This window comes from Pseudomonas sp. Rh2 (assembly GCF_040762985.1).
GTDB lineage: Bacteria > Pseudomonadota > Gammaproteobacteria > Pseudomonadales > Pseudomonadaceae > Aquipseudomonas > Aquipseudomonas taiwanensis.
Window position 1 is genome coordinate 3,945,831 of the sequence record NZ_CP142890.1, and the last position, 13,230, is coordinate 3,959,060.

Annotated in this window: 13 protein-coding genes; 4 read left to right on the forward strand and 9 right to left on the reverse strand. The window is 60.1% G+C overall.

Translation table 11 applies throughout. From position 1 onward, the window contains the following. The first annotated feature begins 183 nt into the window (after positions 1–183). Together fabA and fabB are read left to right on the forward strand one after the other, a co-directional pair. On the forward strand, positions 184–699 hold the full coding sequence (gene fabA, locus VXM67_RS18105) for a 3-hydroxyacyl-[acyl-carrier-protein] dehydratase FabA (RefSeq protein WP_003251509.1): 516 nt from the start codon (positions 184–186) through the stop codon (positions 697–699). Between the two features lie 11 nt (positions 700–710). Continuing rightward, positions 711–1,931 (forward strand): beta-ketoacyl-ACP synthase I, encoded by a 1,221-nt coding sequence (gene fabB / locus VXM67_RS18110; RefSeq protein ID WP_023381340.1) that lies wholly within the window; start codon positions 711–713, stop codon positions 1,929–1,931. A gap of 112 nt (positions 1,932–2,043) precedes the next feature. Here fabB and VXM67_RS18115 read toward each other — a convergent pair whose 3' ends face one another. Then, positions 2,044–3,045 carry an amidohydrolase family protein gene (locus VXM67_RS18115; RefSeq protein ID WP_023381341.1) on the reverse strand — a complete coding sequence of 334 codons (1,002 nt, stop codon included), beginning with the start codon at positions 3,043–3,045 and terminating at the stop codon, positions 2,044–2,046. Between the two features lie 115 nt (positions 3,046–3,160). Here VXM67_RS18115 and VXM67_RS18120 point away from each other — a divergent pair, with 115 nt between their 5' ends. Beyond that, positions 3,161–4,024 carry a pirin family protein gene (locus tag VXM67_RS18120; RefSeq protein ID WP_027908199.1) on the forward strand — a complete coding sequence of 288 codons (864 nt, stop codon included), beginning with the start codon at positions 3,161–3,163 and terminating at the stop codon, positions 4,022–4,024. Positions 4,025–4,142: 118 nt separating this feature from the next. On the opposite strand, the gene VXM67_RS18125 is transcribed toward VXM67_RS18120, so the two are convergent. The 4 genes from VXM67_RS18125 to VXM67_RS18140 all read right to left on the reverse strand — a co-directional run bounded on the left by VXM67_RS18125 (position 4,143) and on the right by VXM67_RS18140 (position 7,858). Further along, a complete protein-coding gene (locus VXM67_RS18125; protein ID WP_023381343.1) occupies positions 4,143–4,868 on the reverse strand; it encodes a dienelactone hydrolase family protein in 726 nt (241 codons plus the stop codon). A gap of 59 nt (positions 4,869–4,927) precedes the next feature. Then, a complete protein-coding gene (gene htpG, locus VXM67_RS18130) occupies positions 4,928–6,832 on the reverse strand; it encodes a molecular chaperone HtpG (RefSeq protein WP_023381344.1) in 1,905 nt (634 codons plus the stop codon). Between the two features lie 70 nt (positions 6,833–6,902). Further along, the gene (locus tag VXM67_RS18135; protein ID WP_023381345.1) at positions 6,903–7,385 is read right to left on the reverse strand and encodes a PaaI family thioesterase; all 483 of its coding nucleotides are present in this window, start codon (positions 7,383–7,385) and stop codon (positions 6,903–6,905) included. After that, complete coding sequence (locus VXM67_RS18140; RefSeq protein ID WP_023381346.1) at positions 7,382–7,858, reverse strand: PaaI family thioesterase; 477 nt, start codon at positions 7,856–7,858, stop codon at positions 7,382–7,384. The genes VXM67_RS18135 and VXM67_RS18140 overlap by 4 nt, the downstream gene beginning before the upstream one ends. A 154-nt stretch (positions 7,859–8,012) precedes the next feature. Here VXM67_RS18140 and VXM67_RS18145 point away from each other — a divergent pair, with 154 nt between their 5' ends. Further along, complete coding sequence (locus tag VXM67_RS18145; RefSeq protein WP_023381347.1) at positions 8,013–8,297, forward strand: hypothetical protein; 285 nt, start codon at positions 8,013–8,015, stop codon at positions 8,295–8,297. Positions 8,298–8,364: 67 nt separating this feature from the next. Here VXM67_RS18145 and VXM67_RS18150 read toward each other — a convergent pair whose 3' ends face one another. From VXM67_RS18150 to sucC, 4 genes are all read right to left on the reverse strand, one after another. Next, positions 8,365–9,114, reverse strand: a complete 750-nt coding sequence (locus VXM67_RS18150) for a DUF599 family protein (RefSeq protein WP_023381348.1) — start codon at positions 9,112–9,114, stop codon at positions 8,365–8,367. A 214-nt stretch (positions 9,115–9,328) separates the two neighbouring features. After that, positions 9,329–10,642: a branched-chain amino acid transport system II carrier protein gene (gene brnQ, locus VXM67_RS18155; protein WP_023381349.1), complete on the reverse strand. Its 1,314-nt coding sequence runs from the start codon at positions 10,640–10,642 to the stop codon at positions 9,329–9,331. Between the two features lie 375 nt (positions 10,643–11,017). Then, positions 11,018–11,902, reverse strand: a complete 885-nt coding sequence (gene sucD, locus VXM67_RS18160; protein ID WP_023381350.1) for a succinate--CoA ligase subunit alpha — start codon at positions 11,900–11,902, stop codon at positions 11,018–11,020. After that, a complete protein-coding gene (gene sucC, locus VXM67_RS18165) occupies positions 11,902–13,068 on the reverse strand; it encodes an ADP-forming succinate--CoA ligase subunit beta (RefSeq protein ID WP_023381351.1) in 1,167 nt (388 codons plus the stop codon). The genes sucD and sucC overlap by 1 nt, the downstream gene beginning before the upstream one ends. Positions 13,069–13,230: the final 162 nt, after the last annotated feature.

Below are 13,230 nucleotides of genomic sequence, written 5' to 3' on the forward strand. Positions count from 1 at the left end.
AGGACCTTCGTCGGACCTGAAAATAGCCGTTTCAGTGCACACCTGTACTTCTTTTTGCCAGGTGCGCTGTGACTTTCACCACAACGCAATAGTCTACCTGTAGGCTGCCGCCCCGGACTCAACACACTCCGGGCCGGCCGGGAAGATTCATCCCCTGCCGCAGGGGGTTATTGAGGAGCTCGCATGACCAAACAACACGCCTTTACTCGGGAAGACCTGCTGCGCTGCAGTCGCGGTGAGCTGTTCGGCCCAGGTAATGCGCAACTGCCCGCGCCGAACATGCTGATGGTCGATCGCATCACCCACATCAGCGAAGAAGGCGGCAAGTATGGCAAAGGTGAATTGGTCGCCGAGCTGGATATCAATCCGGACCTGTGGTTCTTCGCCTGTCACTTCGAAGGCGACCCGGTAATGCCAGGCTGCCTGGGCCTCGACGCCATGTGGCAGCTGGTCGGTTTCTTCCTCGGCTGGCAGGGCCTGCCAGGCCGTGGTCGCGCCCTGGGTTCGGGCGAAGTGAAGTTCTTTGGCCAGGTATTGCCCGAAGCCAAGAAAGTCACCTACAACATTCACATCAAGCGCGTCCTGAAGGGCAAGCTGAACATGGCCATCGCCGATGGCTCGGTCAGCGTCGACGGTCGCGAGATCTACACCGCCGAAGGCCTGCGGGTCGGCGTGTTCACCTCCACTGACAATTTCTAAGGGTTATTCGCATGCGCCGCGTCGTTATCACTGGTCTGGGCATCGTTTCGTGCCTGGGCAATGACAAAGCTACTGTCACCGAAAACCTGCGCAACAGCCGTCCGGGCATTCGTTACAACCCGGAATACAAGGAAATGGGGCTGCGTAGCCAGGTTTCCGGTTCCATCGACCTCAACCTCGAAGAACTGATCGACCGCAAGGTCTACCGCTTCGTCGGCCACGCCGCTGCCTATGCCTACCTGGCGATGCAGGACGCGATCAAGGACTCCGGCCTGACCGAAGAGCAGATTTCCAACCCGCGTACCGGCCTGGTTGCTGGTTCCGGCGGCGCCTCGACCCTGAACCAGATGGAAGCGCTGGACACCCTGCGCGAGAAAGGCGTCAAGCGTGTCGGCCCTTACCGTGTCACCCGCACCATGGGCAGCACCGTATCGGCGTGCCTGGCCACTCCGTTCAAGATCAAGGGTATCAACTACTCGATCTCCTCGGCCTGCGCCACCTCGGCACACTGCATCGGCACCGCCATGGAGCAGATTCAGTGGGGCAAGCAAGACATCGTCTTCGCCGGTGGCGGTGAAGAAGAGCACTGGAGCCAGTCGTTCCTGTTCGATGCCATGGGCGCCCTGTCGACCAAGCGCAACGAAACCCCGGAACTGGCCTCGCGCGCCTACGACGCCGACCGTGACGGCTTCGTCATCGCTGGCGGCGGCGGCATGGTCGTGGTCGAAGAACTGGAACACGCACTGGCCCGCGGCGCGAAGATCTACGCCGAAATCGTCGGCTACGGTGCCACGTCCGACGGCTACGACATGGTCGCACCGAGCGGCGAAGGTGCCATCCGCTGCATGCAGCAGGCGCTGTCCACCGTCGACACCCCGATCGACTACCTGAACACCCACGGCACCTCGACGCCGGTCGGTGACGTTGCAGAAATCAAGGGCGTGCGTGAAGTGTTCGGTGACAAAGCGCCGAAGATCAGCTCGACCAAGAGCCTGTCGGGCCACTCGCTGGGCGCCGCTGGCGTGCACGAGGCGATCTACTGCCTGCTGATGATGGAAAACAACTTCATCGCCGGCTCCGCCAACATCGACGAGCTGGATCCGGAAGTCGCCGACATGCCGATCCTGCGCAAAACCGAAGAGAACGCCAAGATCGACACGGTCATGAGCAACAGCTTCGGCTTCGGCGGCACCAACGCCACCCTGGTGCTCAAGCGCTGGACTGGCAAGTAAGACGCTGATGCGGTAATTGAAAACGCCCCGACTGGTTCGGGGCGTTTTCATGTGTGGCGTGCAACCCTGTGGGATTGGGCGCACTCGGGATGAGGCCAACCCTTCCGAGGCACTACCGCCTGGGCAACACCGCCAGGAAGTTATCCCGCGCTACCTTGTTCGCCACCTCCTCAGGCAAGGCATCGAGAAATGGCCTGAAGCCGTGCAACTGTTCTCCCAGGCCGCCAAATTTGCCCACCACATCCGAGCCCAGCATGAAGCGCTGTGGATGCTTGACGACCACATCGATCCACGCCTTGCGCGGCACGCCTCGCTCATCCAGCAGGTAGGGCGTAAGCACACTCCAGGAAAGATCCACATACAAATTCGGGTAATCCTCCAGCAGCCGCGTCAACACCGGCAACAGGAAGTCCATCTGCGTCTGATGCCGGTGAATTTCCATGCTGGTGCCGGCGTGGGCCCAAATGAAACGGGTATGTGGATGATTGCGCAATGGCTCTTCGATCTCCGCCAGATACAGCGGGTTGCGTTCGCGCTTCGAGGTGATGTTCGAGTGCAACAGCACCGGCAGGTCGCGCTCGGCCGCCAAGTGGTAGATACGCGTCATGGCCTCGTTGTTGGCGCGAGGCGTATCACCACTGGTGAGCGCGGTCAGGTCGTCATGACGGGTGAACACTTCACCGATCCCCTGCCAAAGCCCTGGGTACAGCTCAAGCATGCGCTCGATGTGGCTGACGGCATTCTTGTCCACTGGGTTGAAGCCAGTGAGAAAAGGATGGAACCTGCGTCGCTGCTCGGCAGGCAGCTTTTCGAGAGCTGCCGCCACATACAGGTCGGTGGCGCTGTACCAATAGGCATCAGCATCGTCGCCTGCATAGTAGCGCGGCCGCTTGGGCTCGTCCTCATGCCACTTCTTGGCCACCGGAATGCCGGAAATCATCGAGTGCTCGATGCCTGCCCTGTCCATGGCCTCGATCAATGCAGGCATGCCCTCGGTCTCCTGGAAGAAATCGACGTAGTGCAGGTGGGCGTCGCTGTAAGCGTAATCACGTGCTTGCGCCGCATGGCCTACCCAGGCAGACAATAGTAAGCAACCCAGCACTCTGACCATCATCGCTGTATTCCTTGTCCCGTTACGAACACGGTAGACCGGCAAGCTTGCCCGGCGGTTCAGCAACGCCTGGCGAACCGCTATGCTTGGGGCATTTCCATCCAGCCTGGAGCCCAACATGAGCAGCCCCCTGGTCATCCGCCCGCGCGCCGAATCGGTCGAGGGCCAGCCGATACTGCGCCCCTTGCCATCGGCACAATGCCGAAGCGTCGGCCCCTTCGTCTTCTTCGACCACATGCTGGAGACCGAGTATGCACCCGGCAGCGGCATGGATATCCGCCAACACCCGCACATCGGCCTGTCTACCCTGACCTACCTGTTCGAGGGTGAAATCCTGCACAAGGACAGCCTCGGCTCCGAACAGCGCGTACAGCCCGGCGATGTGAGCTGGATGACCGCTGGCAGCGGCGTTGCGCATGTCGAACGCACCCCAGCCGAGGCCTTCACCGACGGCTCCCGACTGCATGGCCTGCAGGTTTGGCTCGCATCGCCCCGCGAGCTTGAGCAAGGTCCGGCGAGCTATAGCCATCATCCAGCGGCCAGCCTACCAGTGAGCGATAGCATGGGGGTTCGGATCTGCATGATTGCCGGCCAGGGCTTCTGCCTGGAGTCGCCGGTACCAGTGCTCTCCCCTACCCTCTATGCCCATGTGCACATGCAGCCGGCCACAACCTTGCAGGTACCGAACGAGCATGCGCAGCGGGCGCTTTACCTGCTGGAAGGCGAATTGCTGATGGAGGATACAGAAGTCGAGCCGCGCAGCCTGGTGGTGCTACCGGAAGGTGAAGAGGTCACCCTTTACGCCGAGGGTGATTGCCAGCTCGTTTTGATCGGCGGCGCTGCGCTGGATGGGCCGCGGCGGATGAACTGGAATTTCGTGGCAAGCGATCCGCAGTTGATCGAACAGGCAAGGGCCAAATGGGCTGCAGGTGATTGGCCCACGGTGCCGGGGGAGAGTTCGCGAATTGAACTGCCTCGCTGACAGAGGGCCGCCTGACGGCCGATCCCCCTGCTGGAGCGGGTATACCCGCGAGCACGGGCAAAGCCCGTGCCCTCTACCGCATCGAGTTCTTCGCGAGTAAGCCCGCTCCTACAGGCGATCAGCGCGGGAACACTTCGGTCAGCAGATTGTGCATCGCACGGAAAGCCCGCTCGGAGGTCCGCCGATCGTATTGCATCTTGCCCGGCACATTGGCATTGGGGTCAGTGAACGAATGCACCGCCGCGCCATAGCTGACCAATTGCCAGTCGACCTTCGCTGCGTTCATTTCGTCCTCGAAGGCCGGCAGTTGCTCCTTCGGCACCAGCGGGTCGGAAGCACCATGCAGCACCAGCACCGAACCCTTGATGCGCTTGGCATCTTCCGGATTCGGCGTATCGAGCGTGCCATGGAACGACACCGCCGCCTTCAGGTCAGCCCCTGAGCGGGCCAGCTCAAGGGCACAGCAACCGCCGAAGCAGAAGCCGAAGGTGGCCACCTGGCCAGGCTCCAGCAACGCCTTCGACTGGCCCAGCAGTTGGGCCAGCGCCTCCTGCATACGCTTGCGCAGCTCGGCCCGGTCATTCTTCAGGGGCATCATCGCCGCCCCTGCCTCATCGGCATTGGAAGGACGCACCGACTGCCCATACAGGTCGGCAATCAGCACCACGTAGCCCTTCTCGGCCACCTCCTTGGCGATCCGCTCGGCCCCCTCGCCAATACCCATCCAGTTCGGCGCCATGACCAGGCCAGGCTTGGGCAACGAGCCCGGTTCATACACCAGGCGGCTCTCGTACGCCTTGCCGGACAGGTGATAAACCAACGACTCGACGATTACCTTGCTCATCAAATTCCTCCTTGCACCATTAAAAAAGCCCGCCGAAGCGGGCTTTCCTTTGCATCAACTCAAGCAGACAGTTCGACCAACAGCTTGTTCAGGCGACGAACGTAAGCCGCCGGATCCTTCAAGCTGTCACCGGCTGCAAGCGCGGCCTGGTCGAACAGGATATGCGACAGCTCGGCGAAGCGGTCCTCGCTCTGTTCGTTGTCCAGCTTCTCGATTAGCGGGTGGGTCGGGTTGAACTCGAAGATCGGCTTGGACTCAGGCACCTTCTGCCCGCTTGCCTCAAGGATCTGGCGCATCTGCAGACCCAGGTCCTGCTCACCAATGGCCAGGATGGCCGGCGAGTCGGTCAGGCGGTGGGAAACACGCACCTCGGCCACACTGTCACCCAGCGCACCCTTCAGGCGCTCGACCAGACCTTCTTTTTCCTTGGCGACTTCTTCCTGGGCTTTCTTGTCTTCTTCCGAATCCAGCTTGCCAAGGTCCAGGTCGCCACGGGCGATGTCGATGAAGGCTTTGCCATCGAACTCGCTGAGGTAGCTCATCAGCCATTCATCGATGCGATCGGTCAACAGCAGCACTTCGATGCCTTTCTTGCGGAAGACTTCCAGGTGCGGGCTGTTCTTGACCTGCGCGTAGGACTCGCCGGTGAGGTAGTAGATCTTGTCCTGACCTTCCTTGGCGCGCGCCAGGTAGTCGGCCAGGGCAACGGTCTGTTCGCCGCTGTCGTCCTGGGTGGAGGCAAAGCGCAGCAGGCCGGCGATCTTCTCCTTGTTGGCGAAGTCCTCGGCCGGGCCTTCCTTGAGCACCTGGCCGAAGTTTTTCCAGAAGCTCTTGTACTGCTCGGGCTCGTTCTTGGCCAGCTTCTCCAGCATGTCCAGCGCACGCTTGGTCAGCGCCGACTTCATCGAGTCGATGATCGGGTCCTTCTGCAGGATTTCCCGCGAAACGTTAAGCGACAGGTCGTTGGAGTCGACCACGCCCTTGATGAAGCGCAGGTACAACGGCAGGAACGACTCAGCCTGGTCCATGATGAACACGCGCTGCACGTACAGTTTCAGGCCGCGTGGCGCTTCACGCTGGTACAGGTCGAACGGTGCGCGGGCCGGCACGTACAACAGCGAGTTGTACTCCAGCTTGCCTTCGACCTTGTTGTGGCTCCAGGCCAGCGGATTCTCGAAATCGTGGCCGATGTGCTTGTAGAACTCCTGGTATTCCTCGTCCTTGATCTCGGTACGCGGACGGGTCCACAGGGCGCTGGCGCGGTTGACGGTTTCCCACTCGACAGCTGGCTTCTCCTCGCCTTCGGCGCCAGCCTGCTCCTTAGGCAGTTCGATCGGCAAGGCAATGTGGTCGGAGTACTTCTTGACCAGGTTGCGCAGGCGCCAGCCATCGGCGAACTCTTCCTCACCTTTTTTCAGGTGCAGGACAATGCGCGTACCGCGCTCGGCCTTGTCCACGGTAGCGACTTCGAACGAGCCTTCGCCCTTGGAGGACCAATGCACGCCCTCGGAAGCCGGTTGGCCAGCGCGACGGCTGAACACATCGACCTTGTCGGCGACGATGAATGCGGAGTAGAAGCCCACGCCGAACTGACCGATCAGGTGCGAGTCCTTCTTCTGGTCACCACTAAGGTTCTTCATGAAGTCGGCGGTGCCCGACTTGGCAATGGTCCCCAGATGCGCGATGACATCTTCACGGCTCATGCCGATACCGTTGTCTTCCAGGGTAATGGTGTGAGCGTCCTTGTCGAAGCTCAGGCGAATCTTCAGATCGGCGTCACCTTCGAGCAAATCAGGCGTGGCCAGCGCTTCGAAACGCAGCTTGTCGGCGGCATCGGAGGCGTTGGAGATCAGTTCACGGAGGAAGATCTCCTTGTTCGAGTACAGCGAGTGAATCATGAGGTGCAGCAGCTGCTTTACCTCGGTCTGGAAGCCCAGGGTTTCCTTTTGTGTTTCCACAGTCATGGTCTTCAAAACTCCGATCTGATGGCAGTTGGCGCCTGGCAGCCGAATCGGCCTGCATTAACGGCGGATGTCATGCAGATGGGGGCTGCCCGGATGATTTCAAGGGCTTTTCCGGTTCGATCTTGAAATGCGCACGAGCCGTGGCAATCGGCGACTGGCGATCGCCCTGCCAGGCGGTGATGGCGACATTGGTCACGCGACGGCCCTGGCGCCACAACTGACACTGCGCATAGGTATCGCGAAAATGCCCGGCACGCAGGTAGTCGATGGAGAAATCGATGATCTTGGGAATGCTCGCGCTCTCGCTGTAGATCAGCAGGTAAAGTGCCGCGGACAGCTCCATGAAACCTGCGATCACCCCACCATGAATGGCTGGCAGCAAGGGGTTCCCGATGTTGTCCGGATTGGCTGGCAGGCGAAACAGCAGGTCCTCGCCGTCGCGCTGGCATTCGATGCCGATCAGGCCAGCGTAGGGGATCAGGGCCAGCAATGGCCGGTAGTCACCCACGGCATGGGCCTCGTTCAACCGCTGGCGGACATCCCGTGGAATCATGCGTCTTTCTCCCTGAGGCTGTTACCGAAATGAAGCCCGCCTTTTATGTCCTGCCCAAGGCGCATGAAGGTACCCACCACCTGGCAGATAGGTCGGTCGGGATCATCCTGGTAGGCAGTGCCCCGGGTGAAGATCACGTCACGGGTCACGCGGTAGCACTGGGCATGACCATGGATGTCCTTGCCCGCCGCGGCTGGGTGCATGTAGTCGATTCGCAGGTCCAGGGTCGGACAGACTTCGAAGCGCGGAAGGACGCACAGCGTGGCCATGCCGCACGTGGTATCCATCAGGGTGGTCAGCGCGCCACCGTGTACGGCGCCGGTCTGCGGATTGCCGACGATGGCCTTCGACCAGGGTAATACCAAGGTGATGCCGTCGCTGTCGGCATGCGCAACCCGCATCTGTAAAACCTGGCAATGTTTCAACGCCGAAAGAAATCGCTCGGCCATGGCCATCAAGGTTGTATCGCTCATAGGCGCAGTCCATGATCAATGCCGCAGCGGCATAAAATCGGTAAAAAGTCTATATGGAACAAACTTTTATATATCTGTAACCTTTGCGGAACTTATTCCGCACCGTTGAACTCGAAGGAACAAGTCACTTATTCCACCAAGGAGAAACACCCCCATGCGTAAACCTTTTGCTTTTGCTCTGATGCTGGCTGCTGCCATGGGCCTGGCTGCTTGCGATAAAGCGAGCGAAGACAAAGCCCAGGACGCACAGCAACACGCCGAGCAAGCCCAGGAAAAAATGGGCGAAGCTCAGGATAAGATGAACGAGGCTGCCAAGGAAAACGCCGAAGCCGCCAAAGATCAGGCCGAAGCTGAGCAGAAAGCTGCTGAAGAAGCCGCTCCTGCCACCCCGGCTCCAGAAGCTGCGCCTGCTACCCCGGCCGAACCTGCCAAGCAGTAATCGGTCCCAACAAAAAAACCCGACACTGTCGGGTTTTTTTGTATGTATCTTTTATGGATTAAACGTTTCAGGCGCTGGTAGTGGAACTTTCTTTACCCACTTCTACCGGGGCGCTTTCCGTCGGCGTGAATACCATCACTTCCAATACATCGGAATGAAACTCTCGACGGTACAGAATCAACACAACCCCCACACTCATGACCATGAATAACCACGGGCTGATGAACCAGCTGAGCATGGCCATGCCGAAGTAGTAAGAGCGCAGACCAAAGTTGAACTGGTTGGCCGCCAGCGACAGCACGCGTGCGGCACGCGAAGCAAACGCCTTTCGCTCCAACTCGTTGACCAGGCGCTCACCGATCATCGGTGCCGAGCCGACGAGTACGGCGGCAAAGTTGTACTGGCGCATGCACCAACTGAACGTGAAGAATGCATAGACGAACACCATCGCCAGGCATAACAGTTTGATTTCCGACATGCCTTGCGATGTCTGCTGGACCAACGGCAGGTCGGCCAGCAACGACAGCGCCCGATCCGACGCCCCGAGCACCGTAAGGATGCCGGCCAGGATGATCAGCGTACTGGAGGCGAAGAACGAGGCATTGCGCTCAAGATTGCCGATCACACTGGCGTCCGCGATACGGTTGTCACGCAGCAGCATGCGGCGCATCCAGTCCTCGCGATACAAATGCAGGACACTGGCCAGGCACGCCGTATCACGGCCCTTCCAGATGGCGTAACGGGTATAGCCTCCCCAACACAGGGCAAACCAGCCGATGGCCAGCAGGTTGTAGATGTTGCTTTGAATGAAGTTCATGCAGAGTTCCCGAACGCCAGGTGCACAAAGAATAGAGACGGCATTTCGACGCCTGCAAGCCCGGAAAGGCACACCGTCGGGTCAAAATGTTTTTCTGCCGATGCCACTCGATGCAAACAAAAGCCCCGCATCCTCTCGGACACGGGGCTTCAGGTCTGGGCCTCTGGCAACACCCTATGGCTTGTGGCCGGTGCCGCGATCAGGCTTCAACACATCAGGCCAGCGCCTCGCGCGGCTTGCCCAGCATACGGTCGCAGACCACGGCGCCTGCCAGGGTCAGGACCGAAGGCACCAGCCAGGCCATGCCCTCGTCGCTGAACGGCAGGTGAGCCATGAAGTCCGGCAGTACGTGGGCGATGCTGCTGCCTTTGATTGCATCGACGATACCGAACACCAGCGATACCAGCATGACCGGCGCCAGGATGCGAGTCGGCGAATTCCACAGATCCTTCACGAAGCTCAGGCCTACCACCACGATGCACGGTGGGTAGATCGCGGTCAGCACCGGGATCGAGAACATGATCAGCTTGGTCAGGCCAAGGTTGGAGATCAGCAGCGAGAAGCCCGCCAGGATCACCACCAATGCACGGTACGACAACGGCAGAATCTGGCTGAAGTACTCGGCACACGCACAGGTCAGGCCGACCGCGGTCACCAGGCACGCCAAGGCGATCAACACGGCCAGGAAACCGCTGCCCAGCGAGCCGAAGGTGTGCTGCACATAGGCGTGCAGTACCGCCGCACCGTTGGTGGCGCCCGCCGCGATCTCATGACTGCCCGCACCCAGGCGGAACAGGCTGACGTAGACCAACGCCAGGCCGACACCGGCGATAAGGCCCGCAATGATGGCATAGCGAGTGATCAACTTAGGCGACTCGACACCACGCGAGCGAATGGCGTTGACGATCACGATACCGAACACCAACGCACCGAGGGTATCCATGGTCAGGTAGCCATCGGAGAAGCCTTTGGAGAACGCGGCAGCGGCATAGGCGGGCTGCGCCTCACCGATGGTGCCGGCCGGCAGCGCGAACGCGGCGATGCCCAGCACCGCCAGGGCAATGATCTTCAGCGGGGCGAGGAAGCGGCCGACCGTGTCGAGCAACTTGCCAGGGTACATGGACACGGCCAGTACCACCACGAAGTACACCAGGCTGTAGATGAACAGCGCCATGGGGCTTTCACCGGTCAGCGGCGCCACGCCTACTTCGAACGACACGGTCGCGGTGCGCGGGGTGGCGAACAGCGGGCCGACCGACAGGTAGCACACGGCTGCCAGCAAGCCACCGAAGAACTTGCCGATCGGGCTGCTCAGCGCGTCCATGCCACCACCGACCTTGGCCAGGGCAACCACGGTGATCACCGGCAGGCCAACCGCTGTAACCAGGAAGCCCAGGGCCGCCATCCATACATGCGGACCCGACTGCAGGCCGACGATGGGCGGGAAGATGATATTGCCGGCGCCTACGAAAAGCGCAAACGTCATAAAGCCAAGCGCCAGGATATCCTGGCCTTTTAACACTTTCATTTTAAGGAAGTACCACACTGCTGAAATCGGGATTCGAGAGGGGATTTCCCAATGGGTGAGGGAAATGCTGCCCGGCTTGGTAGGCCAGACCCGTTTAGCGTGTCGTTCCCTTTTGGGGTACGGGCACAGAGTGAGCGCGTAGATTAACCGTTTTACCGGGCAAACGCACTGATACAGTGCTGCTTGTCCGATGTGCGTATGTGTTTGTCGTCTGGATATCTGTCTCAGGCGATAATTTATTGCTGAATCGGGCAAATGTCTGGTGGAAAAACCTGATCGAGGCGATCGAATTTTCCGCACCGAGAAAAGACCTCCCCCTCATAACGACAAAGGCCACCCGAAGGTGGCCTCTGTGCGCGTGGGGGGTAAAGCGTATTACTTCTTCATTTCCCAGCCAGTCAGCTCGGCCAGGGCCTTGCCGATGTCAGCCAGGGAACGCACGGTTTTCACACCTGCGTCCTGCAGGGCGGCGAACTTCTCGTCCGCAGTGCCCTTGCCGCCGGAAATGATGGCGCCAGCGTGACCCATGCGCTTGCCCGCAGGAGCGGTAACACCAGCGATGTAGGAAACGACAGGCTTGGTGACGTTGGCCTTGATGTAGGCAGCAGCCTCTTCTTCAGCCGAACCGCCGATCTCACCGATCATGACGATCGCTTCGGTCTGCGGGTCTTCCTGGAACAGCTTCAGGATGTCGATGAAGTTCGAGCCTGGGATCGGGTCGCCGCCGATACCGACGCAGGTCGACTGGCCGAAGCCGGCGTCGGTGGTCTGCTTGACCGCTTCATAGGTCAGGGTGCCGGAACGGGAAACGATACCAACCTTGCCTGGCAGGTGGATGTGGCCTGGCATGATGCCGATCTTGCACTCGCCCGGGGTGATGACACCTGGGCAGTTAGGGCCGATCAGACGTACGCCCAGCTCGTCGCACTTGACCTTGGCGTCCAGCATGTCGAGGGTAGGGATACCCTCGGTGATGCAGACGATCAGCTTGATGCCGGCGAAGGCAGCTTCCAGGATCGAGTCTTTGCAGAACGGAGCCGGAACGTAGATCACCGAGGCTTCGGCGCCAGTGGCTTCGACAGCGTCCTTGACGGTGTTGAACACCGGCAGGCCCAGGTGGGTAGTGCCACCCTTGCCCGGAGTAACGCCGCCAACCATCTTGGTGCCGTAGGCGATGGCTTGTTCGGAGTGGAAAGTACCCTGCGAGCCAGTGAAGCCCTGGCAGATGACTTTGGTGTCTTTATTGATCAGGACGCTCATTACTTGCCCTCCGCAGCTTTGACAACTTGTTGAGCAGCGTCGGTCAGGCTGGTGGCCGCAATGATGTTCAAACCGCTTTCTGCCAGTACTTTAGCGCCCAGTTCGGCGTTGTTGCCTTCGAGGCGAACGACGACCGGAACCTTAACGCCTACTTCTTTCACTGCACCGATGATGCCTTCGGCAATCATGTCGCAGCGAACGATGCCGCCGAAGATGTTGACCAGAACGGCCGCGACATTGCTGTCCGACAGAATGATCTTGAACGCTTCGGTCACGCGCTCTTTGGTGGCGCCGCCGCCAACGTCCAGGAAGTTGGCTGGCTTGCCACCGTGCAGGTTGACGATGTCCATGGTACCCATGGCCAGACCGGCACCGTTGACCATGCAGCCAATGTTGCCTTCCAGGGCTACGTAGTTCAGTTCGAACTTGGCAGCGTGGGCTTCACGGGCGTCGTCTTGCGACGGGTCGTGGAAGGTCTTCAGCTTAGGCTGACGGTACATGGCGTTGGCATCGATGTTGATCTTGGCATCGAGGCAGTGCAGGTCGCCGTCGGCCTTGATGACCAGCGGGTTCACTTCCAGCAGGGCGAGGTCGTGATCCTTGAACAGCTTGGCCAGACCGACGAAGATCTTGGCGAACTGTTGAACTTGCTTGCCTTCCAGACCCAGCTGGAACGCCAGCTCACGACCCTGGAACGGCTGAGCGCCGACCAGCGGATCGATGGTAGCCTTGAGGATCTTCTCAGGAGTTTCGTGAGCGACTTTCTCGATGTCCACGCCACCTTCGGTGGAGGCCATGAACACGATACGACGGCTCGAGCGATCGACGACAGCGCCCAGGTACAGCTCTTTGGCGATGTCAGTGCAGGATTCGACCAGGATCTTGGAAACTGGTTGACCGTTGGCGTCAGTCTGGTAGGTCACCAGATTCTTGCCCAACCACTGCGCAGCGAACGCCTTGGCGTCTTCCTTGCTGCGAACCAGCTTTACGCCGCCCGCTTTACCGCGACCGCCAGCGTGGACCTGGGCTTTGACGACCCACTCCGAACCGCCGATCTTGTCGCAGGCTTCTGCAGCTTCTTCAGGGGTGTCGACAGCGAAACCCTTGGAAACTGGCAGGCCGTATTCAGCGAACAGCTGCTTACCCTGATACTCGTGAAGATTCATGCTTTTTACCGTCTTCGTTAGGTACTGCGCTTCGGCGCTGCGCCATTGCTGGCGCCGCACCACCTGTGACCGTTAACCCCGGGTTATCCCATGTAGTTCGGTCCGGCGGACGTTCCGCGGTGAGTCATGCACGCAAGACTCACGACGGGCAGCCCGCCGTGG

Coding starts and splice junctions, on each gene's coding strand:
- htpG (WP_023381344.1), bottom strand. CDS start 6,832: ATGACTGTGGAAACACAAAAGGAAACCCTGGGCTTCCAGACCGAGGTA.
- fabA (WP_003251509.1), top strand. CDS start 184: ATGACCAAACAACACGCCTTTACTCGGGAAGACCTGCTGCGCTGCAGT.
- VXM67_RS18125 (WP_023381343.1), bottom strand. CDS start 4,868: ATGAGCAAGGTAATCGTCGAGTCGTTGGTTTATCACCTGTCCGGCAAG.
- brnQ (WP_023381349.1), bottom strand. CDS start 10,642: ATGAAAGTGTTAAAAGGCCAGGATATCCTGGCGCTTGGCTTTATGACG.
- VXM67_RS18135 (WP_023381345.1), bottom strand. CDS start 7,385: ATGATTCCACGGGATGTCCGCCAGCGGTTGAACGAGGCCCATGCCGTG.
- fabB (WP_023381340.1), top strand. CDS start 711: ATGCGCCGCGTCGTTATCACTGGTCTGGGCATCGTTTCGTGCCTGGGC.
- VXM67_RS18115 (WP_023381341.1), bottom strand. CDS start 3,045: ATGATGGTCAGAGTGCTGGGTTGCTTACTATTGTCTGCCTGGGTAGGC.
- VXM67_RS18145 (WP_023381347.1), top strand. CDS start 8,013: ATGCGTAAACCTTTTGCTTTTGCTCTGATGCTGGCTGCTGCCATGGGC.
- VXM67_RS18120 (WP_027908199.1), top strand. CDS start 3,161: ATGAGCAGCCCCCTGGTCATCCGCCCGCGCGCCGAATCGGTCGAGGGC.
- sucD (WP_023381350.1), bottom strand. CDS start 11,902: ATGAGCGTCCTGATCAATAAAGACACCAAAGTCATCTGCCAGGGCTTC.
- VXM67_RS18140 (WP_023381346.1), bottom strand. CDS start 7,858: ATGAGCGATACAACCTTGATGGCCATGGCCGAGCGATTTCTTTCGGCG.
- sucC (WP_023381351.1), bottom strand. CDS start 13,068: ATGAATCTTCACGAGTATCAGGGTAAGCAGCTGTTCGCTGAATACGGC.
- VXM67_RS18150 (WP_023381348.1), bottom strand. CDS start 9,114: ATGAACTTCATTCAAAGCAACATCTACAACCTGCTGGCCATCGGCTGG.